Origin of the sequence: Parabacteroides sp. TM07-1AC, assembly GCF_003480915.1 — a bacterium.
Lineage (GTDB): Bacteria > Bacteroidota > Bacteroidia > Bacteroidales > Tannerellaceae > Parabacteroides > Parabacteroides chongii.
In genome coordinates this window covers 131,457-156,886 of the sequence record NZ_QUKD01000008.1, presented here as the reverse complement: position 1 = coordinate 156,886, position 25,430 = coordinate 131,457, and the positions used below count along the sequence as shown (strand labels likewise).

General features: G+C 44.5%; 18 protein-coding genes. 13 read left to right on the top strand and 5 right to left on the bottom strand.

Annotated elements, in window-relative coordinates; genetic code table 11:
• Positions 1-108: 108 nt before the first annotated feature.
• The 3 genes from DXD68_RS16320 (at position 109) to carB (ending at position 6,595) form a co-directional block, all read left to right on the top strand.
• The gene (locus DXD68_RS16320) at positions 109-1,995 is read left to right on the top strand and encodes an amidophosphoribosyltransferase (RefSeq protein ID WP_122362586.1); all 1,887 of its coding nucleotides are present in this window, start codon (positions 109-111) and stop codon (positions 1,993-1,995) included.
• A 22-nt stretch (positions 1,996-2,017) separates the two neighbouring features.
• Positions 2,018-3,175 (top strand): glutamine-hydrolyzing carbamoyl-phosphate synthase small subunit, encoded by a 1,158-nt coding sequence (gene carA / locus DXD68_RS16315; RefSeq protein ID WP_122362585.1) that lies wholly within the window; start codon positions 2,018-2,020, stop codon positions 3,173-3,175.
• A gap of 195 nt (positions 3,176-3,370) precedes the next feature.
• The gene (gene carB, locus DXD68_RS16310) at positions 3,371-6,595 is read left to right on the top strand and encodes a carbamoyl-phosphate synthase (glutamine-hydrolyzing) large subunit (protein ID WP_122362711.1); all 3,225 of its coding nucleotides are present in this window, start codon (positions 3,371-3,373) and stop codon (positions 6,593-6,595) included.
• A 62-nt stretch (positions 6,596-6,657) separates the two neighbouring features.
• Here the strand turns inward: carB and DXD68_RS16305 are convergent, their stop codons facing one another.
• On the bottom strand, positions 6,658-6,954 hold the full coding sequence (locus DXD68_RS16305; protein WP_122362584.1) for a type II toxin-antitoxin system RelE/ParE family toxin: 297 nt from the start codon (positions 6,952-6,954) through the stop codon (positions 6,658-6,660).
• Positions 6,945-7,169: a hypothetical protein gene (locus DXD68_RS16300; RefSeq protein WP_122362583.1), complete on the bottom strand. Its 225-nt coding sequence runs from the start codon at positions 7,167-7,169 to the stop codon at positions 6,945-6,947. Before DXD68_RS16300 ends, DXD68_RS16305 begins: the two co-directional genes overlap by 10 nt.
• A 308-nt stretch (positions 7,170-7,477) precedes the next feature.
• Between DXD68_RS16300 and DXD68_RS16295 the strand changes: the two genes are divergently transcribed.
• The 5 genes from DXD68_RS16295 to DXD68_RS16275 all read left to right on the top strand — a co-directional run bounded on the left by DXD68_RS16295 (position 7,478) and on the right by DXD68_RS16275 (position 13,092).
• Entirely contained in the window at positions 7,478-8,218 is a 741-nt protein-coding gene (locus tag DXD68_RS16295; protein ID WP_122362582.1) for a (Fe-S)-binding protein, read from the top strand.
• The gene (locus DXD68_RS16290) at positions 8,215-9,582 is read left to right on the top strand and encodes a lactate utilization protein B (RefSeq protein WP_122362581.1); all 1,368 of its coding nucleotides are present in this window, start codon (positions 8,215-8,217) and stop codon (positions 9,580-9,582) included. Before DXD68_RS16295 ends, DXD68_RS16290 begins: the two co-directional genes overlap by 4 nt.
• Before the next feature lie 43 nt (positions 9,583-9,625).
• Positions 9,626-10,204 (top strand): lactate utilization protein C, encoded by a 579-nt coding sequence (locus tag DXD68_RS16285; protein ID WP_122362580.1) that lies wholly within the window; start codon positions 9,626-9,628, stop codon positions 10,202-10,204.
• Positions 10,205-10,241: 37 nt separating this feature from the next.
• Entirely contained in the window at positions 10,242-11,135 is an 894-nt protein-coding gene (locus tag DXD68_RS16280) for an aldo/keto reductase (RefSeq protein ID WP_122362710.1), read from the top strand.
• A gap of 340 nt (positions 11,136-11,475) precedes the next feature.
• Positions 11,476-13,092: an ABC-F family ATP-binding cassette domain-containing protein gene (locus DXD68_RS16275; RefSeq protein WP_122362579.1), complete on the top strand. Its 1,617-nt coding sequence runs from the start codon at positions 11,476-11,478 to the stop codon at positions 13,090-13,092.
• A 77-nt stretch (positions 13,093-13,169) separates the two neighbouring features.
• Here the strand turns inward: DXD68_RS16275 and DXD68_RS16270 are convergent, their stop codons facing one another.
• Complete coding sequence (locus tag DXD68_RS16270) at positions 13,170-14,165, bottom strand: gliding motility protein GldB (RefSeq protein WP_122362578.1); 996 nt, start codon at positions 14,163-14,165, stop codon at positions 13,170-13,172.
• Positions 14,166-14,421: 256 nt separating this feature from the next.
• On the opposite strand from DXD68_RS16270, the gene DXD68_RS16265 reads away from it, so the two are divergent.
• The gene (locus DXD68_RS16265) at positions 14,422-15,744 is read left to right on the top strand and encodes an MATE family efflux transporter (RefSeq protein ID WP_122362577.1); all 1,323 of its coding nucleotides are present in this window, start codon (positions 14,422-14,424) and stop codon (positions 15,742-15,744) included.
• Positions 15,745-15,752: 8 nt separating this feature from the next.
• Here the strand turns inward: DXD68_RS16265 and DXD68_RS16260 are convergent, their stop codons facing one another.
• On the bottom strand, positions 15,753-16,877 hold the full coding sequence (locus tag DXD68_RS16260; RefSeq protein WP_122362576.1) for an ATP-binding protein: 1,125 nt from the start codon (positions 16,875-16,877) through the stop codon (positions 15,753-15,755).
• A gap of 391 nt (positions 16,878-17,268) precedes the next feature.
• Here DXD68_RS16260 and DXD68_RS16250 point away from each other — a divergent pair, with 391 nt between their 5' ends.
• Positions 17,269-18,174: a metallophosphoesterase gene (locus tag DXD68_RS16250; protein WP_199715708.1), complete on the top strand. Its 906-nt coding sequence runs from the start codon at positions 17,269-17,271 to the stop codon at positions 18,172-18,174.
• 193 nt (positions 18,175-18,367) lie between these two features.
• Here DXD68_RS16250 and metF read toward each other — a convergent pair whose 3' ends face one another.
• Positions 18,368-19,318, bottom strand: coding sequence for a methylenetetrahydrofolate reductase [NAD(P)H] (gene metF / locus DXD68_RS16245; protein WP_122362574.1), 951 nt, complete (start codon positions 19,316-19,318; stop codon positions 18,368-18,370).
• Positions 19,319-19,402: 84 nt separating this feature from the next.
• Here metF and DXD68_RS16240 point away from each other — a divergent pair, with 84 nt between their 5' ends.
• The 3 genes from DXD68_RS16240 (at position 19,403) to nifJ (ending at position 25,377) form a co-directional block, all read left to right on the top strand.
• On the top strand, positions 19,403-20,422 hold the full coding sequence (locus DXD68_RS16240; protein WP_122362573.1) for a branched-chain amino acid aminotransferase: 1,020 nt from the start codon (positions 19,403-19,405) through the stop codon (positions 20,420-20,422).
• A 185-nt stretch (positions 20,423-20,607) separates the two neighbouring features.
• Positions 20,608-21,786, top strand: a complete 1,179-nt coding sequence (locus tag DXD68_RS16235) for an ATP-binding protein (protein WP_075557002.1) — start codon at positions 20,608-20,610, stop codon at positions 21,784-21,786.
• A gap of 33 nt (positions 21,787-21,819) precedes the next feature.
• Positions 21,820-25,377, top strand: a complete 3,558-nt coding sequence (gene nifJ / locus DXD68_RS16230) for a pyruvate:ferredoxin (flavodoxin) oxidoreductase (RefSeq protein ID WP_122362572.1) — start codon at positions 21,820-21,822, stop codon at positions 25,375-25,377.
• Positions 25,378-25,430 lie beyond the last annotated feature (53 nt).

The window sequence follows — 25,430 nt, the reverse complement described above, 5'->3', positions numbered from 1 at the left end:
GGATAAAATGATTATTTCTATTAATGTGTCAATTATTTTGCATTAATATGAACATTGTGTTTGATAAAGTGCGTATCTTTGTGGTCGAAATAAACAAGATAGAACCAGATGGAACAACTTAAACATGAGTGTGGAGTCGCCATGGTCCGGTTACTGAAACCTTTAGAATATTATCATCAAAAGTATGGTACCTGGATGTATGGGCTGAATAAACTCTATTTACTGATGGAGAAGCAGCATAACAGGGGACAGGAAGGAGCCGGTTTAGCCTGCGTGAAGTTAGAAGCAACCCCCGGTGAAGAATACATGTTTCGGGAAAGAGCATTGGGAACAGGAGCTATAACCGAGATATTCGCCGCCGTTCATGAACATTACAAAGATTTACCGCCCGGTAAATTGAATGATCCGCTTTTCGCAAAATCAAATCTTCCTTTCGCCGGAGAGCTTTATATGGGTCATCTCCGTTACAGTACGACCGGTAAGTCCGGTATTTCCTACGTCCATCCTTTTTTACGCCGCAACAACTGGAGAGCCAAGAACCTCGCTCTTTGCGGAAATTTCAATCTCACAAACGTAAACGACATCTTTAAAGAAATTACAGCGATCGGCCAGCATCCGCGTAAGTTTGCCGATACGTATATCATGCTCGAACAGATGGGACACCGTCTGGACCGGGAGATCGAACGTTTATACCAGAAGTATGAAGACGAAGGAATGAAGGGGATGGATATAACCCATGCGATCGAGGCACATGTCGATTTGTCGAACGTGTTGAAACGTTGTGTACCGACCTGGGACGGAGGATTTGTGATCTGCGGTCTGACCGGTAGCGGCGAATCGTTCAGCGTGCGTGACCCCTGGGGAATCCGTCCGGCGTTCTATTATGCGGATGATGAGATCGTGGTACTGGCTTCCGAGCGTCCGGTCATCCAGACGGCGATGAACGTGCAGGCCGAAGATATAAAGGAATTGCAACGCGGCGAAGCGATGTTTATCAGTAAAGACGGCCGTTTCCGCACTTCGCAGATCGTGGAGCCGAAGGTGAATAAAGCCTGCTCTTTCGAGCGTATCTATTTCTCCCGCGGTAGCGATGTGGATATTTACCGCGAACGTAAGAAGTTGGGAGAGAATCTGGTTCACCCGATACTGAAAGCTGTCGATTATGACCTCAAACATACTGTCTTTTCTTTCATTCCCAATACGGCGGAAGTCGCCTATTTCGGTATGCAGGAAGGACTGAATAACTATCTGAACAAACTGAAAAAAGAATGGATCGCCGACCGCAGTCATCTTTTGCAGGAAGAAGAACTGGATCAGATACTTTCCATGCGCGTTCGTGCTGAAAAAGTAGCGATTAAAGATATAAAATTGCGTACCTTTATCGCCGAAGGTAACAGCCGTAACGACCTGGCAGCCCATGTGTACGATGTTACTTACGGAAGTATCGAACCATTCGTCGATAATCTGGTTGTAATAGATGATAGCATTGTTCGCGGAACGACCCTGAAACAAAGTATCATCGGTATCCTGGACCGTCTGCATCCGCGGAAGATCGTGATCGTATCTTCATCTCCGCAGGTGCGTTATCCGGATTATTACGGGATCGATATGTCGCGGATGAACGAGTTTATCGCTTTCAGGGCAGCGGTGGCTTTGCTGAAAGAGCGGGGAATGGAGTCGGTGATAACGGATGCTTATTGGAAAGCCAAGAAACAACAGGCACAGGAGGACGGTACGATCGTGAATTTTGTAAAGGAAATTTACGCACCGTTCACTGATGAGGAGATTTCGGCCAAGATGGTCGATTTGCTGACTCCGGCGGGTACACGTGCCAAGGTAGAGATCGTTTACCAGACATTGGACGGCTTGCATGCTTCCTGTCCGAATCATCCGGGAGACTGGTATTTCTCCGGTGATTATCCGACACCGGGCGGTGCACGGATGGTGAACAAGGCTTTCATCCATTATATGGAAGAAGAATATTTAATCAGATAACTGTCAACTCAAACATAAGTTTATGCAAACAGAAAAAACAGCAACATTGATCTTAGACGACGGGACTGTTTTTCGCGGTCTTTCTTTCGGCTGCGAGAAGGAGGTTACAGGCGAAGTAGTGTTCAACACAGCCATGACGGGATATCCGGAGAGTTTGACCGATCCTTCTTATGCCGGTCAGCTGATGGTTCTGACTTATCCGCTGGTGGGTAACTACGGTGTACCTCCCCGTACATTCGGTCCGGACGGGATCGCCACGTTTATGGAAAGTGAAAAGATCCATGCGGAGGCGATTATTGTAAGTGATTACAGTCATGAATACAGTCATTGGAATGCTGTCGGAAGCCTGGGAAGCTGGTTGAAAGAAGAGGGTGTTCCCGGAATTTACGGAATCGATACACGTGCGCTGACCAAGAAACTGCGTGAGCACGGTGTCATGATGGGACGCGTTATTATCGGCGAGGCCGATAATATAATTGAAAATGGAAAATTGAAAATGGAGAATTATGGGGATGTCAATTATGTGGACAGGGTGTCTTGTAAGGAGATTATCTGTTATCAGCCGGACGGAATCAGCCATACTTTTTCGATAGAAGGCTTTTCTAATTCTCAATTTTCAATTCTCAATTCTCAATTGAAGCGCGTTGCGCTTCTCGATTGCGGCGTGAAACATAACATCATCCGCAGCCTGCTGAAACGGAATGTGACCGTGATCCGGGTCCCCTGGAACTATGATTTCAATACACTGGAATATGACGGCCTGTTCATTAGCAACGGTCCCGGCGACCCCGATACCTGCGACGCAGCCGTTCAGAATATCCGCAAAGCGCTGGCAGGCGACAAACCTATTTGTGGTATCTGTATGGGAAACCAGTTGCTGGCAAAAGCAGGAGGTGCTTCCATCTATAAACTGAAATACGGACACCGCAGCCACAACCAGCCGGTCCGGATGGTTGGAACGGAGAAATGTTTCATCACCTCGCAGAATCATGGATACGCGGTGGATAACACGACGCTGGGTGCCGATTGGGAACCGCTTTTTATCAATATGAATGACGGTACGAACGAAGGTATCAAGCATAAAACGAAACCTTTCTTCTCGTCGCAGTTCCATCCCGAGGCTTGTAGCGGGCCGACGGATACGGAGTTTATGTTTGATAAATTCGTTGAGTTACTATAGGTGGTGAGGTAGGTATTTTCTTCCTCTCCTTGGTTAGGCTATCTGACCAACTGTTAGTTAGACACTCCGACTAACGTTGGTTAGGGAGGCTGACCAACGTTAGGAAGGCTTCCTGACCAGAGAGGGTTCGTCGGCCTGACCAACATTGGTTAGACGGTGCGCCTAAAAAATGTTAATAAGAAAAATATGGTCAATATGAAAGAAGATATAAAGAAAGTCCTGATATTAGGTTCCGGCGCTCTCAAGATCGGTGAGGCGGGCGAGTTCGATTATTCAGGCAGCCAGGCGTTGAAAGCCATCAAGGAAGAAGGCATCCGGACGGTGCTTATCAATCCGAACATTGCAACGGTACAGACTTCAGAAGGGGTTGCGGACACGGTTTATTTCCTGCCCGTTACTCCTTTCTTTGTAGAAAAGGTTATCGAAAAGGAACGTCCCGAGGGTATCCTGCTGGCATTCGGCGGACAGACGGCGCTGAACTGCGGGGTGGCTCTCTATCAGAGCGGCGTGCTTGAAAAATATAACGTGCGTGTGCTGGGTACTCCGGTACAGGCCATCATGGATACGGAAGACCGTGAACTGTTCGTTCGCAAGCTCGACGAGATCGATGTAAAGACGATCAAGAGCGAAGCGGTAGAAAACATCGTAGATGCACGCCGTGCTGCTCGCGAACTGGGATACCCGGTGATCGTGCGTGCCGCTTATGCACTGGGTGGTCTGGGATCGGGCTTCTGTGATAATGAAGAAGAACTGGATGTGCTGGTTGAAAAAGCCTTTTCTTTCTCTCCGCAGGTCTTGGTTGAGAAGAGCCTGAAAGGTTGGAAAGAGGTGGAATACGAAGTAGTGCGCGACCGTTTCGACAACTGTATCACGGTTTGTAACATGGAGAACTTCGACCCGCTGGGAATCCATACCGGCGAATCGATTGTGATCGCTCCTTCACAGACACTGAGCAATACGGATTATCACAAACTGCGCGAACTGGCTATCCGCATCATCCGCCATATCGGAATTGTGGGAGAATGTAACGTGCAGTATGCCTACGACCCTGAAAGCGAGGATTACCGAGTGATCGAGGTGAATGCCCGTCTGAGCCGTTCCTCGGCATTGGCATCGAAGGCTACAGGTTATCCGCTGGCTTTTGTCGCTGCTAAATTGGGTTTAGGCTACGGCTTGTTCGACCTGAAGAACTCGGTAACGAAAACGACCAGTGCCTTCTTTGAACCGGCACTCGATTATGTGGTCTGCAAGATACCGCGTTGGGACCTGGGTAAATTCCATGGCGTTGCCCGCGAACTGGGTTCCAGCATGAAGTCGGTAGGAGAGGTGATGGCTATCGGCCGCACATTTGAAGAGGCTATTCAGAAAGGTCTGCGTATGATCGGTCAGGGTATGCACGGCTTTGTGGAAAACAAAGAGCTGCTTATCCCGGATATCGACAAGGCGCTGAATGAACCGACCGACCATCGTATCTTCGTAATAAGCAAGGCTTTCCGTGCCGGCTATACGATCGACCAAATCCATGACCTGACAAAGATAGACAAATGGTTCCTTCAGAAACTATATAATATTATCCAGACCGCAGGAGCTTTGGAAAGTTTCAGCCGGATAGTCGATATCCCCGACAATCTGTTCCGTTTGGCGAAGAAGCAAGGTTTCTCTGATTTCCAGATTGCCCGTGCTATCTTCAAAGATCAGATGGAAGACGGTGAAAAGGCAATCCTTCAGGTTCGTCAGGACCGTAAATACCGCGGCATCCTTCCGGTGGTGAAACAGATCGATACGTTGGCTGCTGAATATCCGGCACAGACCAACTATCTGTACCTGACTTACAGCGGTACGGAAAGTGATGTGCATTATCTGGGAGATAAACGCTCTATCGTGGTGCTGGGTTCGGGTGCTTACCGTATCGGTAGCTCGGTAGAGTTCGACTGGTGTGGTGTGCAGGCGCTCAACACGATCCGCAAGGAGGGTTGGCGCTCTGTTATGATCAACTACAATCCTGAAACGGTTTCGACCGACTACGATATGTGCGACCGTCTTTACTTCGATGAGCTGACATTCGAACGTGTAATGGATATTCTCGAACTGGAGAATCCGCACGGTGTGATTGTCTCTACCGGAGGCCAGATCCCGAATAACCTGGCGATGCGTTTGGATGAACAGCATGTCAATATCCTCGGAACATCGGCCAAGAGTATCGATAATGCGGAAGACCGTGAGAAGTTCTCAGCCATGCTCGACCGTATCGGGGTGGATCAGCCTCGCTGGAAAGAGTTGAGTAGTATGGAAGATATCAATCAGTTTGTGGAGGAAGTTGGTTTTCCGGTATTGGTTCGTCCGAGTTACGTACTGAGTGGTGCGGCCATGAATGTCTGCTCCAACAAGGAGGAACTGGAACGCTTCCTGCAACTGGCGGCTAACGTCAGCAAGAAGCATCCGGTGGTAGTAAGCCAGTTCATCGAACATGCCAAGGAGGTGGAGATGGATGCGGTAGCCGATCATGGGGAGATCGTAATGTATGCGATCAGCGAGCATATCGAGTTTGCAGGCGTACACTCCGGTGATGCAACGATCCAGTTCCCGGCGCAGAAGTTGTATGTGGAAACGGTTCGCCGTATCAAACGTATCAGCAAGCAGATTGCGAAGGAATTGAATATCTCCGGCCCGTTCAATATCCAGTATCTGGCTAAAGGCAACGAGATCAAGGTAATCGAGTGTAATCTCCGTGCTTCGCGCAGCTTCCCGTTCGTGAGCAAGGTCCTGAAGATAAACTTTATCGAGCTGGCTACCCGTATCATGTTGGGTTTGCCTGTCGAAAAGCCGAATAAGAATGAGTTCGACCTCGATTATGTAGGTATCAAGGCTTCCCAGTTCTCTTTCAACCGCTTACAGAAAGCTGACCCTGTACTGGGTGTGGATATGGCTTCGACCGGTGAGGTGGGTTGTATCGGCGATGATGTCTCCGAAGCGATCCTGAAGAGTATGCTTTCCGTCGGTCTGCGTATCCCGGAAAAGAATATTCTGCTTTCGACCGGTACGCCGAAACAGAAGGTGGCGATGCTGGATGCTGCCAAGATGTTGGCGACAAAGGGTTACAATCTCTTTGCGACAGGCGGAACACATCGTTTCCTGAAAGAGAACGGTATCCCGAGCACCCGTGTTTACTGGCCGAGCGAGGAAGGTAAACAGCCGCAGGCACTCACTATGCTCCACGAAAAAAAGATCGACATGGTAGTAAATATCCCGCGTGACCTTTCCGCCGGTGAGTTGGATAACGGCTATAAGATCCGCCGTGCCGCTATCGACCTGAATACGACACTTATCACAAATGCCCGTCTGGCAAGTGCCTTTATCGAAGCGTTCTGTACGCTGACGGTAGATGATATACAGATTAAGAGCTGGCAGGAATATAGGTAACAGATAATTATGAGGATATAAAAATGGGGCTTTTATGGCCCCATTTTTATATCCTCATAATCTTATCGTAAAAAAGATTGTAATTTCTCAGGATCTTGACGGGTATTGAATAAGAAAGCAACCCTTATATATTCTTCTTCTACAGAATAGATTATTTTGTAATGACCTTCTACCAATACACGATATAGAGGATTCTCAACAATTAGTATGCCTAAATAGGGGAATGTTGTAAGGCGATTGGTAGAGCAAATAAGTGTTTCCAGTAAGGTTTTAGCCGCGGAGAGACTGACTTCTTTAAGATAATAATCGATTTCATTGTTAAGTTGTTCTTCCGCTAATGCAGACCAAATTACAACCATCCTCGTTGTTGTTTGATTTTATGTAACAGATCGGTTGCTGTGATGTACTGTCCATTCGCAAAATCAGTTTCTGCTCTTTCAACCAGATTATTGAATGTGTTAGAAGATATTCCTGAGTCGTTAAGGGATATTTTTTCAGTTACGGCATAACTTACCACAGGTTCGGAAACCTTGTCGGATGGCTTGTTCTCATTTTTGTAAGGCTTTGTTGTCATAAAGATTATAGATTAAGTTGTTTATACTATGCAACAAATGTAAGTATAATATTTTACACCGCATGAGATATCAAAACAGAATTACAGCAAATGGTTTATATAACTTTATGGAAGCTGAATCATCTTTTCGGATGGTGTGGAAACCGATGATATGGGTTTGCATATAAAATTAAAATATCCATTTAAATTTATTAGCTTTAGTTGCACAAATATATGGAGAATAGTTAAGAAGTTATTTTAATTTTGTAGTTCGTTGGAAAACATATCTTAAGAGAGAACAGTTATACTTATGTTATAATTCAACCAATATGAAGATAGGACTATTTATCCCGTGTTATATCAACGCGGTGTATCCGGAGGTTGGCGTAGCCTCCTACAAACTCTTGAAGCATTTGGGCCTGGACGTCGATTATCCTTTAGACCAGACTTGTTGCGGCCAGCCGATGGCAAATGCCGGTTTTGAAAACGAATCCCTGAAACTGGCTCTCCGTATGGAAGATTTATTTAAACAGTACGACTATGTGGTCGGACCGTCTGCCAGTTGTGTTGCATTCGTAAAAGAGAATCATCCCGGCATCCTGGAAAAGGCCGGACATGTTTGTCAGAACAGCAGTAAGATATACGATATCTGCGAGTTTCTGCATGATGTAGTGAAACCGGAAGAACTGCCTTCTGTTTTCCCCCATAAAGTGAGTATTCATAACAGTTGCCACGGGGTGCGCGAGTTGCATCTGTCATCCCCCAGCGAAATGAATATCCCATACTTTTCCAAACTGCGTGATCTGTTGCAGTTGGTAAAAGGCATCGAGATACTCGAACCGAAGCGCATCGACGAATGTTGCGGTTTCGGAGGAATGTTTGCCGTCGAAGAGCCGGAAGTCTCTGTTTGTATGGGACATGACAAGGTGAAAGACCATATGAGTACCGGGGCCGAATATATCACCGGAGCCGATAGTTCCTGTCTGATGCATATGCAGGGTGTCATCGAGCGTGAACACCTGCCGATAAAGACCATTCATATCACTCAAATATTAGCCGCAGGATTATGAGTACGAAACATTCAATAGCAGCTGCCCGTTTCATAGCTAACAGGAAACAGGAAGCCTGGCACGATGAGACCCTTTGGATGGTACGTGCCAAAAGAGATAAGATGAGTCATTCGCTTCCCGAATGGGAGCGTTTGCGTGAGTTGGCCTGTGATATCAAAATGTATTCCAACAGCCATTTGGATACGTTGCTGGAAGAGTTTGAAAAGAACGCCATAGCCAACGGAGCCATCGTACATTGGGCGAAAGATGCGAAGGAGCACAATGAGATCGTCGAAAAGATCCTTCAGCAGCATAATGCACATACGCTGATCAAGAGCAAATCTATGCTGACGGAAGAATGCGGTATGAATGAGTATCTGTTCGGAAAAGGGTATGACATCGTCGAGAGTGATCTCGGTGAACGTATCCTTCAATGGATGCACCTTCATCCGAGCCATATCGTGATGCCTGCCATCCATATCAAACGCCAGGAGGTGGGCGAGATGATGGAACGTGTGCTGGGTACGGAGAAAGGCAATTCAGATCCAACTTATCTGACACATGCTGTTCGTAAGAATATGCGTGAAAAATTCCTGACGGCTGATGTTGCTATGACGGGAGCCAACTTTGCCGTTGCTTCGACCGGTGAAATTGTGGTTTGTACCAATGAGGGAAATGCAGATATGGGGACTTCATTCCCTAAAGTCCATATCGCTACATTCGGGATGGAGAAGATCGTTCCCAACCAGGAGGCTTTGGGCGTCTTTACCCGCCTGCTTGCCCGTTCCGGTACCGGACAGCCGATAACCTCTTATACTTCTCATTACCGTAAACCTCAGGATGGTGGTGAGTTTCATCTAATCATCGTAGATAACGGGCGTAGTGATATTTTGGCAAAGCCGGATCATATCCGTACGCTAAATTGTATCCGTTGCGGCGAATGTATGAACACCTGCCCGGTATATCGTCGGACTGGCGGTTATTCCTATACCTATTTTATACCCGGTCCGATCGGCATCAATCTGGGCATGTTGAAAAATCCGGAAGAGTATTCTGATAATGTTTCGGCTTGTTCCCTGTGTTTATCCTGTTCAAATGTCTGTCCTGTAAAGATAGACCTGGGCGAACAGATTTACCGTTGGCGTCAGGATCTGGACAAGATTGGAAAGGCCAGCTCGGAGAAGAAAGTAATGTCGGGCGGTATGAAGTTCCTGATGGAGCGTCCGGCACTGTTCAATACAGCGTTGAAGTTTGCTCCTCTGGTAAATAAATTACCTCGTTTTATGATCTATAACGGATTGAATGCCTGGGGAAAGGGGCGTGAGTTACCGACCTTTGCCAAAGAATCGTTCAATGATATGTGGAAGAAAAACAAGATACAATAACTGTAGGGGTAGGGTTTGCCTGCCTGTAAAAACATAGGAAAGAATGAGTAGTAAAGAATCTATATTATCCCGTATCCGTAGTCATACCGGTACTCGTTACGAGCAGCCGGAAATCATACTGGATGCCATTCATTATGAAGATAAAACCGGACAGTTTTCCGAATCGTTAAAGGCTGCAGGTGGTGAGGCCGTTGTTCTGCAAGCGGGGGAAGATATCAATGAGCTGATCCGGAAACATTTTCCTGACGCGAAACGTATTGCGTCGAATCTGTCTAAAATAACTTGTGCCACTTTCGATCCTGATTCGGTATCCGACCCCAGGGAATTGAATAATACAGACCTTGCTATTGTGGAGGGTTGTTTCGGGGTTGCCGAGAATGGTGCCGTATGGATTACGCAGCAAGTAAAACATAAAGCACTTTATTTCATCTCGACCGGATTGGTGATCCTTATCAATAAGGAAGATTTGGTTAATAATATGCACGAAGCTTATAAGCGGGTGGAAGGAACCGATTATAAGTATGGCTTTTTTGTCTCCGGTCCGTCCAAAACAGCCGATATAGAACAGGCATTGGTGTTCGGTGCACATGGACCGATGAATGTCTTGGTTGTATTAAAATAATACTCAATATTCTTTTACCATGAGCAACATAAAAATGATGAACAGAAGAAAATTTATCCGGACAGGTGTTGCCGGAGTAGCTGGTTTGTCGCTGGCACAGGTTGGTTGGGCTGATATGCAGCGGGTACTTCCTTCCGATGTGACGGTCGATAAAGTGGAGTTAGGCAAAACGGGACTGGAAGTTTCCCGTATCGCTTTGGGTACCGGAACGAAAGGATGGAATTATGAATCCAACCAAACCCGTATCGGAATGGATAATTTCCTGAAACTGGCTCATCACGGCTATGAAAGGGGAATCCGTTTCTTCGATATGGCCGATATGTACGGTTCCCAGCCTTTCGTGGGTAAGGCCTTAAAAGAACTGCCTCGTGAAAAAGTAACTCTGATGACAAAGATGTGGACGTATGATGATGGATCGGAGAAAAGAGAACCGGTCAGGAAAACCCTCGACCGTTTCCGTCAGGAAGCCGGTACCGAATATTTCGATATCTTACTGATGCATTGCATGACCAGCGGTGACTGGCCTGAAACACGTAAATTCTATATGGACGGTCTTGCCCAGGCAAAAGAAGAGGGTATTGTGAAGGCTGTCGGAATATCCTGCCATAACTGGGAGGCTATGAAGGAAGCAGCCGATAATCCGTGGTGCGATATTATTCTGGCCCGTCTGAATCCTTTCCAGAGCCATATGGACGGAACACCTGAAGATGTGAATGCTCTTTTAGGGAAGGCCCGGGAGAATGGAAAAGGTATCATGGGAATGAAAATATTCGGTGAAGGAAAGCATGTTGCAGATGATGAACGCGAACGTTCGATCCGGTTTGCTGTTACCGGGAGCAATTTACACTGTATGACGCTTGGCCTGGAGTCGATCGCCCAGATGGATGATGCCATTGAAAGGGTAATGAGGAATGTAAAAAATATCCGATAGTGCTACGCATTGTCTTGTTTAGGGGCAACGGTGACAAATAAAAATCTTCGATATATATTAGCAGGAATCGCATTGATCCTGCTGATAATATCGTGTATTTTACGGTTTTAGTGCAGAACATTCTTGTTATTTCAAAAAAACGCCTATCTTTGCCCCATAATTTTATAAATAGTCCGATGAAAATATCCAAGTAAGCCGGTTTCAGAACATATTTATGAGTAGCTCCCGATCTAAACGGGAGTAAGTTTCTGTATAACCTTTCGGCTATGTCCTGCGCTGTATCCTGGCGCATTTTTTATTTCCAGATTTTAGTTTCTAACATTTTTAAAGCAGATAGACTATGTGCATATCAGTACAACAGCTTTGCTATATCCATGCGGATAAAGAACCACTATTTCAAGATATCAGTTTGACGGTAAACAAAGGGGAGCAATTATCATTAGTGGGAAATAACGGTTCCGGTAAATCAACTTTGTTACGTATTATTGAAGGAAGTCTGAAACCCTCCTCCGGGGAGGTCGTTTGTTCTTCCAAACCCTATTATGTGCCGCAACATTTCGGTCAATACGATCAGTTGACTGTGGTACAAGCCTTGTTGGTCGAATCCAAAATCAATGCATTACATGCCATTATAGCGGGAGATGCGTCGGCCGATAATTTTACCGTTCTGGATGATGACTGGAATATTGAAGAACGAAGCCTGGCCGCCCTTTCCTCCTGGGGATTGGAACATATCCGGCTGAACCAATCGATGAGTACATTGAGCGGCGGTGAAAAGACGAAAGTGTATTTAGCCGGTATTCAGATACATTCTCCTGAGATCATCCTGATGGACGAACCGACCAACCATCTGGATGTAAATAGCAGAAAGAAACTTTATAGCTTTATCGAGTCGAGCCGTGCCACCATGCTTATTGTCAGCCATGACAGGACACTGCTCAACCTGCTGCCTTACACCTGTGAACTGGAAAGAAGTAAGATTACATTGTATGGTGGAAATTACGACTTTTATAAAAAACAGAAAGAGTTCGCATTGACAGCCTTGCAGAATCAATTGAGCGAGAAAGAAAAAGAGTTGCGGTTGGCAAAGAAGATTGCCCGGGAAACACTTGAAAGAAAGAGCAAATCGAGTGTAAGAGGGGAGAAAGCAGCCATAAAGAAAGGCATTCCCCGGATAATGATGGGAGCCATGAAACAGCATGCCGAACAAAGTACCGTTAAATTGAAGGATATACACGATGAGAAAATGGGTTCGATCAATTCCACCATTACGGATATCCAGAACACGCTGCCGGATATGAAACAGATGAAGACGGATTTCAATTCCCCCAATCTTCATACCGGTAAAATATTGATCACTGTAAAGGATATGAACTTTGGCTATGGTCAGGATGGTTTATGGAAAGAACCGTTGAACCTGCAGGTTCGGAGTGGCGACCGTATCCAGTTCAGCGGAAATAACGGAGCGGGAAAAACGACATTGCTGAAGTTGCTGCTGGGCGAATTGGAACCGACTGAGGGAACGATTACCCGTGCAGACTTCAAATATGTATATATCGACCAGGAATATTCGATCGTGAAACCTCACCTGACGGTTTTTGAACAGTTGGAGCAATTCAACCTGTTTGCCAAACCGGAGCATGAGTTAAAAATGATCCTGAGCCGTTTCCTTTTTCCGGTCGGTACATGGGATAAAAACTGTTCAAAATTAAGCGGTGGGGAGAAGATGAGGCTTGCTATCTGCTGCCTGATGGTCAGTAATAGCACGCCGGATATATTTGTTTTGGATGAACCAACGAACAATTTGGATATCCGGAGTGTTAGTATAATAACAGCGGCCATCAAGGACTACAATGGTACAGTGCTTTTGGTTTCGCACGATCTTTACTTTGTGAAAGAAATAAAAATAAACAGGTTCGTTGAACTTTTTTCTTCAACCCCTGTTATTAAGATATAGTGTTTTTCATGGTATTAGAATTAAGTTAGATTAGGTTATCCGTCTTGTTCGTGAGAATAGGGCGGTTTTTTTATGTCTTATGGTTTATATTTAGATAGAGTTAGTATATCCTGTGCATTTTCGTTTTTCATCAGTGCTTCGGGGGTTGCATTGGTTTCATTCATATACTTCAGAATGATTTGCAGTCCTACCCAGCTTCCGATATTGCCGGGAGCATCGCTTGCCAGGAATTGTGCGGGCATATCTTCAAAATATTTTGTAGTAGCCATCTGATCCGGTGTGTACAAATGTTTACGTTCGACAATCGCTTTCCAAAGATTTGCTTCATTGTTTTTGCACCATTCCCATGCTTCGTCCGTGTAACCGAACAATTGGGCGGGAGACATATCCGGTAAGGCAGATAAAACCAGATATTTGATCTTACCTTCATAGACCATCCGGTCGAGTAGTACATTCTCTTTGCCGGTGAAAGGATATTCGGACATCAGCCAACCTGCGACATAATCGGGAACTATATGTGACGGTTGCATCTTGCGAAGTTGATAATCATAGAAAAAATCCTGGTATAGCGGATAATCCTGCCCCATATATTTATCGATGGAAATAGACAATAGGCTATCTCCGACCAGTACATTCTGATTTAAACCGGAAACGTGCATATATAAAGCCGGAATTTGCATTGCCGGAAATTTTTCATGTACCCAGGCAAATGCATTACCAAGTGATTGTTCCATTTCTGTTACCGATTCGTATTTTGCAATAGCATCCGCATAGAGCTTTTTCAGGGTCGGCTCCGAATAAAAGTTTTCCAACTTGGTGAAAAAGCCGGGCAGATCCGGTGACTGCATATTCAGAATACCTTTCCCCAGAATCTCTGTCATTTGAGGATATTGATTTAATAACTGCTGATTGAGCGTGGTGTCATCGGAACAAATTAATTCATACAACGCTTTATCGAACCGGTTAACAGCCATCGGAGTCGCATCCGTGATATTGTTTGCGTTCGTATTTTGTCCGTTACAACTACAAAAGCAGACGATCATAAGGAATGTCAGGAGTGTTTTACAATTCATTGCTCTATCTTTATTATGTTATATGGTCAAATGAAGATGTGAAGATAGTATTTCCAAAAGTGTTTCACCCTGATGAAACAACTGTTTCTCCTAGGTGGAACAACTGTTTCATCAGGGTGAAACACTTTTTATGTAGGGATATGACTATGCGTTACATCGAATGCTTACATGACTAAATTGGTAAACGGATATTTATCCGTTATATTGTGTGGAAAACTTCTTATTACTACCTTTGCAATCCTTTTGAATATCCTTTATGCAATTTACGAATAAACAAATCTGGCAGATTACCTATCCTGTACTTATCAGTTTGCTGATGGAGCACATGATCGGGTTGACCGACACGGCTTATTTGGGTCGGGTAGGAGAGGTTGAATTAGGTGCATCGGCATTGGCCGGTGTGTATTACCTGGTTATTTATATGTTGGGGTTCGGCTTCAGTGTCGGAGCGCAGGTTCTGATTGCCCGGCGCAACGGTGCTCACGATTATACACGGATCGGTCCGGTCTTTATGCAAGGGACACTTTTTCTGTTGTTACTTGCGGCGGTTTTATTTACCGCATCTCATTTGTATTCTCCGTTGATCCTTAGGAAACTGATCGGTTCGGACGATGTGTATCGGGCTACCATGAGTTATGTCGACTGGCGTGTGTATGGCTTTTTCTTCTCTTTTATTGCCGTCATGTTCAGGGCATTTTATGTGGGTATCACCAAGACAAAGATATTGACTGCCAATTCAGTCGTGATGGTATTGACCAATGTTGTCCTGAATTATATCCTGATATTCGGTAAGTTCGGTTTTCCTGCATTGGGAATTGCCGGTGCTGCGATTGCTTCCTCTATTTCAGAGGCGGTGTCGGTCCTGTTCTTTATTATTTATACCTGGAAGAAGATCGATTATAAGAAATATGCGATGTTCAGTTTTGTGGGGATCGATTTCAGGATGCTCAAACAAATATTGAATGTGTCTGTCTGGATTATGGTACAGCATGGTATTGCATTCGTGGGGTGGTTTATCTTCTTTGTGGTGATGGAGCATCAGGGAGAACGTCCGTTGGCTGTTACGAATGTGGTGAGGAGTATTTCTTCTTTTCTTTTTATGTTTGTGAATGCGTTTGCTTCCACATCCAGCTCTTTGGTCAGTAACCTGATCGGTTCCGGTAAATCGGATCAGGTCCTGGGATTATGCGGACGTATGATACGGCTTTGTTATTTCTTCGTGCTGCCGTTAGCTATATTGATCGCCTTGTTCCCGGATTTGGTTTTGCGCATCTATACGGATAATCCGGATCTGATCCAAAATTCTGTACCCTCGTTGTGGGTGATGCTTTCTTCTTATCTGCTAGCCGTACCGGCGTTCATTTATTTTTTCAGTGTTTCGGGTACGGGGAATACGCAGGTGGCTTTATGGATCGATATGGCAAGTATCTTTGTGTATGTGTCCTACACGTTTATAGTCGGTATCTGGTTACATGCCGATGTTGCCGTTTGCTGGACAACGGAGCATGTTTATAATATGATGTTGCTGATCTCTTTCTTCTATTTGTGGAAAGGAAACTGGCGAAATAAAAGGTTATGATATAAATATTATCGTTTTATCAAAACCGTAAGCCGCAATGAAAGATCGAAAAAGACCATCTTGGCATTCACATTCTGTGTGATGTGGCGTTCCGCTTTAGCCAGTTCTTCCATGATGTCGAACACATTCCGTTCGTTTACGAAAGGAGCGAACTTGACGGCGAAGCCGGCTTCATCCATATTCATATAGTTTAAGTCGGGCGACTGGAAACGGTACATGAAGTTTTCGCGGATCAGATGCTGGCAATATTGCAGGAAGTTCTTTTGGCGTTCGCGTCCGATGCCGGCAAGGATATCTCCCATTGCTTTCATTCCTTTTACATTCCGCGCCCAGGAGTTGCGCATCATCGTTTTGAATTGCTCCAGGTAGAAGCTGTTCTCTTCACTCAGACTGATCGCTTCCACGGCTTTCAGGTAATTGCCGTTTGCCAGATGAGCCACATGCTTGGCATCGTCTGGAGCCAAACCGAATTGTGCCATCATAGCAGCCGTTATCGCTTCGGGGTGGATGGAACGGACATTGATCCGCTGGGCACGTGACAGGATAGTGCCCAATACCTGATCGGGTATTTCCGAAACCATCAATATGACGGTGTTCAAAGGAGGTTCCTCTATCACTTTCAGGAGTTTGTTCGCACAGGTCGGATGTAATTTTTCCGGCAGCCAGACCATCAGGATTCGATAAGTGGCTTCATATATTTTCAGATTCAGCTTGCGGATGATCTCGTCGCTTTCCTTTGAATAGATGATCGCTTGTGAGTTGCCTGCATCGATATAGTCGAGCCATCCGTCTATATTGAAATAGGGACGATCTTTGAGGAAACCACGCCATTCGCTCAGATAATCGTCGCAGACTTCTTTTTTCTTTTCTTTTTTGGCAACGATAGGAAAGACAAAATGCAAATCAGGGTGTGCCAGTTCATTATATTTCAGGCAGGATGGACAGGTTCCGCAAGCATCCGTCTCTGTCCGGTGGGTGCAATTCAGGTAGCGGGCATAAGCCAGAGCCAAAGGAAAAGCACCTGCACCTCCCTGTTCCGTAAATAACTGGGCATGTGGTACGACACCTGTATGTGCCGAATGGATAAGTTGTTTCTTTATTTCTTCCTGACCGATTATATCTTTGAAATACATGAATGTCCCTTTTGTGTTGTCAGAACAAAGGTACGAATAATCGGGAGAAATAAGAAATAGTCATTAGTGTATCGGTTGTATTTTCTCAAAGATACATTTTGCGACATAGAATAACAGTAGAAAAGGATATACTGCAAGGTCCATTGCAATAAATAATACGTATTTCATTTTTGTCTTCTTTTAAATTTTATCTGTAAGACAGAGATCTTTCAAAAACCCCTATCGATATAACAGATTTTTATACATAAATGACGCGCAAAGATACGAAAAAGCTGCATTAGGGTTTGAGTCAGGCGTAAATTATTAATGATTTAGCCGTTCTGTGTGTTTGTCATATTCACTTTTTCTTAACTTTATGGTCTTATTTCAAATCCGTGAAACTGACAATATGATGAACAGACGTTTATTTCTAAAAAGAACCTGTGGAGGAGTGTTGCTTCTGGCTGCTTCTCCTTCTTTGATTTCCTGCGATCAGCAGCAACGACCAGTCCGTTTTGGGGTTGTTACCGATTTGCATTATTCGAGGCGTGAACCTTACGGAACACGTTATTTCCCTCAAACTATGGAGAAGTTGAAAGAAGCTATAAAGGTCTTTAATAACTCAAACTTGGATTTTGTGATAGAGCTGGGGGATCTGAAGGATCAGGACAATGTTCCTCAGAGAGAGCAGACAATTACTTATCTGGATGAAATAGAAAAAGAGTTCCAAACTTTCCGGGGACCTGTTTATCATGTGTTGGGTAACCACGACATGGATAGTATTTCCAAGGAAGACTTTTTACAACATACCTCCAATCATGGTGATGCCGATAAGAAAACATATTACTCATTTACCTGTAACAATATAAAATTCATTGTTCTGGATGCAAATAATAATCCAGACGGAACACCTTACGATAAAGGTAATTTTGTTTGGACAAAAGCTTTTATCCCTAAAGACCAGATCCAATGGCTGCAGGAAGAATTAAAAGATAAAAATAAGCCGATCCTGATTTTTATACATCAGTTGCTGGATAGTTTCTCTGATATAAGTAAAGCGCTTTGTGTCGGCAATGCGGATGAGGTCGTTCCCTTGCTGGAAGAAAATGGAAATATACTTGCTGTATTTCAGGGGCATCATCATCCGGGGCATTACAGCTTCCGTAATAATATCCATTACTGGACAATGAGAGGGATGATAGAGGGAGAGTTACCCGGGAATAATAGTTTTGCTGTTGTTGAGATTGGTGTGAACAACAACATTCGTATTGATGGTTTTTTTAATTGCGAAGATAAGGAGTTGAATCGTACTGTTTAATAAAACTATCCTGTTTGTTTTCAGATAGTTTCTCAATGATTTTTTCAGATAGTTTCGAACAATCTGCCTTTCGATAGCTATGGGAAGGCTTTTCGACAACTATGGGAAGACCTTTCGAAAGCTATCAAAAGGTCTTTCCATAATTATCGAAAGGCATATTATTCGGATGCTCAATAGCGTTTTTTCCTATTGTTTAGTAAATTTCTTTCGCTACTTTATAGACACTGTCCGTTGCCATCATCGTATAGAAATGCAGGCTTGGAACTCCATGAGCGATCAGGTCTTTACATTGTTGAATACACCATTCTACACCAACGGCTTTTACTTCATCGTCATTTTTGCATTTGCGCAATTCAGCTGCAAAAGGTTCCGGAATGTCTGAGCGGAAGATCTTCGGTAATACAGTCAGCTGACTTTTAAATACGACCGGCTTGATTCCCGGAACAATCGGAACCGTAATGCCTTCTGCCCGGCAACGATCCACAAACGAAAAATACTTTTCATTATCGAAGAACATCTGCGTAACCAGATAATCAGCCCCGTTCTTCACTTTTTCTTTCAGATAAAAGATATCCGACTCCATATTCGGAGCCTCTTCATGCTTTTCCGGATAACAAGCCATACCGTATGAGAACGGCGTTTCGTTAGCCTCAAAAGTAGAACCGTCTATAGCAATCCCTTTATTGAAATCATTCACCTGCTGCTGCAGGTCGGTAGCATGCTCATGATACAAATCGGTGTTCTGTCCGGCTTCCAGTGTTTTTACGTCTCCGCGAAGCAATAACAAATCGTATACGCCCAGGAAATTCAGGTCGATCAGTGCATATTCCGTTTCATCCTTCGTAAATCCCTTACATATAATATGTGGAACCGCCGGAATGCCGTATTTATTCTGAATGGCGGAAGCAATAGCCACCGATCCCGGACGCTTGCGGATATTCACTTTCTGAAAACTTCCGTCGGGAAGCGTTTTATAAATGTATTCGCTGTGATGGGAGGTTATATTAATGTATTTAGGATCGAATTCTTTCAGTCTATCAATCACATTGTACACTTTCTGTATGCTGTTCCCTTTCAAGGGCGGAAGTATTTCGAATGAGAAAGCAGTCGTTTTACTGCCGTTGATCAGATCAATTACTTTCATATTTTAATTATTTTTGCTGCAAAAGTAACAATTATCATCTGAAATAGCTTACTTTTGCGTTCATAATCTAATTACGACAATGATATGGAAAATATGAATTGGTCTGATCTTGCATTCGGTTATATGAAGACAGACTACAATGTACGGTGTTACTATCGCGATGGTAAGTGGGGTGAATTGGAAGTTAGCTCTTCTGAAATTATTAATATCCACATGGCAGCAACCTGCCTCCATTACGGACAGGAGTCGTTTGAAGGTTTGAAAGCATTCAAGGGGAAAGACGGGAAGATCCGTGTATTCCGTATGGATGAAAACGGCAAACGTATGCAAGCTTCCAGCCGTGGCATCAAGATGGCTGAACTTCCTGTAGAAATGTTTGAAGAAGCAGTTCGCAAAGTAGTGAAATTGAACGAACGTTTTGTTCCTCCTTACGAGAGTGGAGCAGCCCTATATATCCGCCCGCTGATGATCGGTTTGGGTGCACAGGTTGGTGTGAAGCCGGCTCCCGAGTATATGTTTATGATATTCGTAACACCGGTAGGACCTTATTTCAAAGGTGGTTTCAAACCGTCGAAGGTTTGTATCATGCGTGAATACGACCGCGCTGCGCCTCAGGGAACAGGTACGATCAAAGTCGGTGGTAACTATGCCGCCAGCCTTGTTGCCGGTGAAAAAGCAAAGGAAAAAGGATATGCAGCCGTTCTTTATCTGGATCCGAAAGAAAAGAAATATCTGGACGAATGTGGTCCGGCAAACTTCTTCGGTATCCGTGGTAATAGCTATATCACTCCGCAGTCTCATTCTATCCTGCCTTCAATCACCAACAAGAGTTTGCAGCAATTAGCTGCAGATATGGGACTGACAGTTGAACGTCGTCCGGTTCCGGTGGAAGAACTCGCAACATTTGATGAAGCAGCGGAATGTGGAACAGCAGCCGTTATCGCTCCGATCTCACAAATCGACGATCTGGACATCAACAAGTCTTATGTAATTGCTAAAGATGGCAAGCCGGGACCTGTTTGTGAAAAATTATATCATAAACTGCGTGGTATCCAGTATGGTGATGAACCTGATACATACGGATGGGTAACGATAATTGAATAAATAAGATAAAGGTTTGACAGTTAGTGGTTATTTCTAAAAAATACCATTAACTGCCAACTCTGAATTCTCAAACGTCAATACGCATTGTTAACTTTGGATTGCCAACTGAAAATAAAATTGCTATCTCGGTATTGCAAAGTAGCGGATATTTTCTATCTTTGTGGCCTATATAGTAAGACAGTAAGGTGGAAGCATTCTTTAAAACACATAAATACCTTGTAGAACATTTGCATGCACCGGTACGCCGGGGGCTGATGGATGAGATTAACTGGAATGACCGGTTGATCGGTATCAAAGGCTCTCGTGGGGTAGGAAAGACTACTTTTTTACTGGATTATGCTCGCGAACATTTTGGTGCTGATAATAAGGAGTGCCTATACATTAATCTGAATCATTTTTATTTTACGGAACGTACTTTAGTCGATTTTGCTTCTGAGTTCAGGGCGAAAGGAGGGAAAGTTTTGTTGATCGACCAGGTTTTTAAATATTCCGGATGGTCGAAAGAGTTACGTTACTGTTATGATAATTTTGAAGATCTGAAGATTATCTTTTCCGGTTCGTCTGTAATGCGGCTGAAAGAGGAAAATCCGGATCTCTCAGGTAAAGTTGTTTCTTATAATTTACGTGGTTTTTCTTTCCGTGAGTTTCTGAATCTGATGTCGGGAAATAATTTTCCGGCGTATACATTTGAGGAAGTGATCGAAAAGCATCAGGAAATTGCCCGTAATATCTGCTCGGTAGCCAAACCGATGGCTTATTTTCAGGATTACCTGCACCATGGTTTTTATCCTTTTTTCTTGGAGAAACGTAATTTTTCGGAGAATCTGCTAAAGACAATGAATATGATGCTGGAGGTAGATGTTCTTTATATTAAACAAATCGAGCAAAGTTATCTGCCGAAGCTCCGAAAATTATTATATTTGCTGGCGATCAGTGCGCCATGTACGCCAAACGTCAGCCAGTTAAGTAAAGACATAGAAACTTCACGGGCAACTGTGATGAATTATATTAAATATCTGACCGATGCCCGTTTGATGAATATGCTGTATCCGGTAGGCGAATCGTTTCCGAAAAAACCCTCTACCGTATATATGTACAATTCGAATCTGATGTACCCCATCCGTCCGATGGAGGTGAACATACAGGCTGTGCGCGAATCTTTTTTCTATAACCAGCTTTTGAAAGACAATAAACTGAACGAAGGAATTAAGAACGCTCACTTTTTGGTAAATGAAAAGTATAATTTCAGGATAGAGGAGAGTATGAAGGTGAAAAATAATCCCGATTTATACTATGCAATAGACAAGGTTGAAGTAGGAGATGGCAATATGATCCCGCTTTGGCTTTTTGGCTTTTTATACTAATAAAATTCTTTTAAATACTAATAGTAAGAGTCTATGACAAAACAGAAGAAATTTTTGACCTGTGATGGTAACCAGGCTGCTGCTCATATTTCATATATGTTCAGCGAAGTAGCCGCTATTTACCCCATCACTCCGTCGTCTACAATGGCAGAATATGTAGACGAATGGGCTGCCGCCGGACGTAAGAACATTTTCGGCGAAACGGTTTTGGTACAGGAAATGCAATCAGAAGGTGGTGCTGCAGGTGCAGTTCACGGTTCTTTGCAAGCCGGTGCCCTGACTTCAACTTACACAGCTTCTCAGGGATTGTTGCTGATGATCCCTAATATGTACAAGATTGCTGGTGAGTTGCTTCCTTGCGTATTCCATGTGTCTGCCCGTACACTGGCTTCACACGCTTTGTGTATCTTCGGCGACCATCAGGATGTTATGTCTGCACGTCAGACTGGTTTCGCAATGTTGGCAGAAGGTTCTGTTCAGGAAGTTATGGACTTGGCAGGTGTAGCTCATTTGGCTACTATCAAGTCTCGCGTTCCTTTCGTGAACTTCTTCGACGGTTTCCGTACATCACACGAAATCCAGAAGATCGAAGCGTTGGAAAATGAGGATCTGGCTCCGCTGATCGACCAGAAGGCGTTGGCTGAATTCCGTGCACGTGCATTGAATCCGGAAAAACCGGAAGCTCGCGGTATGGCTGAAAACCCGGATCACTTCTTCCAGCACAGAGAATCTTCAAACAAATACTATGAAGCAGTTCCTGCTATCGTAGAAGAATATATGAACGAAATCTCCAAGCTGACAGGCCGTAAATACGGTTTGTTCGATTATTACGGAGCAGAAGATGCAGAACGCGTAATTATCGCAATGGGTTCTGTAACGGAAGCTGCCCGTGAAGCTATCGACCACCTGACAGCTCAGGGTGAAAAAGTTGGTTTGGTTTCAGTTCACTTGTATCGTCCGTTCTCTGCTAAGCACTTCCTGGCTGCTGTTCCTAAGACTGCAAAACGTATCGCAGTTCTTGACAGAACAAAAGAACCGGGTGCTAACGGCGAACCGTTATATTTGGACGTAAAAGAATGTTTCTATGGTCAGGCCGATGCTCCGGTAATCGTGGGTGGCCGTTATGGTTTGGGTTCTAAGGATACTACTCCTGCTCAGATCCTTGCAGTTTACGAAAACCTGGCATTGCCGATGCCGAAGAATCAGTTCACAATTGGTATCGTAGACGACGTTACATTCACTTCTCTTCCTCAGAAAGAAGAAATCGCTCTGGGTGGCGAAGGTATGTTCGAAGCTAAGTTCTACGGTTTGGGTGCTGACGGTACTGTCGGTGCTAACAAGAACTCTGTAAAGATCATCGGTGACAATACAAATAAATATTGCCAGGCATATTTCTCTTATGACTCTAAGAAGTCTGGTGGTTTCACTTGTTCTCACCTGCGTTTCGGTGACCATCCGATCCGTTCCACTTATTTGGTAAATACTCCGAACTTCGTTGCTTGCCACGTTCAGGCTTACTTGCGTATGTACGATGTAACTCGTGGTTTGCGTGAAAACGGTACATTCCTGTTGAACACCGTATGGAATGGTGAAGAGCTGGCTAAACACCTGCCGAATAAGGTAAAACGTTATTTCGCTCAGAAAAACATTACTGTTTACTACATCAATGCAACTCAGATCGCATTGGAAATCGGTTTGGGTAACCGTACCAATACAATCCTTCAGTCTGCATTCTTCCGTATCACAGGTGTAATTCCTGTTGACCTGGCTATCGAACAGATGAAGAAATTCATCGTGAAGTCTTACGGTAAGAAAGGTGAAGATGTAGTTAATAAGAACTATGCTGCTGTCGATCGTGGTGGCGAATATACTCAGCTTGCTGTCGATCCGTCATGGGCTAACTTGCCGGATGATGAGGTTGTAGCAAACAACGATCCTGCTTTCATCAACGAAGTAGTTCGTCCTATCAATGCTCAGGATGGCGACCTGTTGAAGGTTTCTGCATTCGAAGGTATCGAAGACGGTACATGGCATCAGGGAACAGCTAAATACGAAAAACGCGGTGTAGCTGCTTTTGTTCCTGTTTGGGAACCGGACAACTGTATCCAGTGTAACAAGTGTGCGTATGTTTGTCCTCATGCTTCTATCCGTCCGTTTGTGTTGGATGCTGCTGAACAGGCTGCTGCTCCGTTCTCTAACTCTTTGAAAGCTACAGGAAAGCAATTTGAAGGAATGCAGTTCCGTATCCAGGTTGACGTTCTTGACTGTCTGGGTTGTGGTAACTGTGCCGATGTTTGTCCGGGTAATCCGAAGAAGGGTGGTAAAGCACTTAAGATGGCTGCTTTGGAAACTCAGCTGGCTGAAGCTCCGAACTGGGATTTCTGTGCAGAAAAGGTTTCAAGCAAACAACACCTGGTTGACATCAAAGCTAACGTGAAGAACTCTCAGTTCGCAACTCCGTTGTTTGAGTTCTCCGGTGCTTGCTCCGGTTGTGGTGAAACTCCGTATGTGAAGTTGGTAACTCAGTTGTTCGGTGACCGTGAAATGGTAGCTAATGCAACAGGTTGTTCTTCTATTTATTCAGGTTCTGTTCCTTCAACTCCGTATACAACAAATGATAAAGGACAGGGTCCGGCTTGGGCTAACTCATTGTTCGAAGACTTCTGTGAATTCGGTCTGGGTATGGAACTGGCTAACGAAAAGATGCGTGCTCGTCTGACGAATGCAATGAACGAAATTATTGCTGGTGAAAATGCTCCTGCTGAAGTAAAAGAAGTACTTAAAGCATGGGTTGAAAACCAGAACGATGCTGATAAGACAAAAGAATTGGCTCCTCAGATAATCGCTATTGCTGAAGAAGGTATCACTCACGGCTGTCCGCTTAGCGCACAGATCAAGGAACTTTCTCACTTCCTGGTAAAACGTTCACAGTGGATCATCGGTGGTGACGGTGCTTCTTACGATATCGGTTACGGTGGTCTCGACCATGTAATTGCTTCCGGTAAGAACGTCAACATCCTGGTTCTGGATACTGAAGTTTATTCTAACACAGGCGGTCAGTCTTCTAAAGCTACTCCGGTCGGTGCAATCGCTAAGTTTGCAGCTGCTGGTAAGAGAGTACGTAAGAAAGACCTGGGTCTGATGGCTACAACTTATGGTTATGTATATGTTGCTCAGATCGCAATGGGTGCTGACCAGGCACAGACATTGAAGGCTATCCGCGAAGCTGAAGCTTACGACGGTCCTTCATTGATCATCGCTTATGCTCCTTGTATCAACCACGGTTTGAAGAAGGGTATGGGTAAGAGCCAGCAGGAAGAAGCTGATGCAGTAGCATGCGGTTACTGGCATTTGTGGCGTTACAACCCTGCATTGGAAGCTGAAGGCAAGAATCCGTTCACTTTGGATAGCAAAGAACCGGATTGGAGTAAGTTCCAGGACTTCCTGAAGGGTGAAGTACGTTTCGCATCTCTGACAAAACAGTTCCCGGCTGAAGCTGGCGAATTGTTCCAGGCTGCTGAAGACAACGCTAAGTGGAGACTTAATAACTACAAGCGTCTGGCTAAACAGCAATGGGGTGTTGAGGAATAATTGATTAATGATCATCTAAATAGTAAAAGCGGAATCTTCGAAAGAAGGTCCCG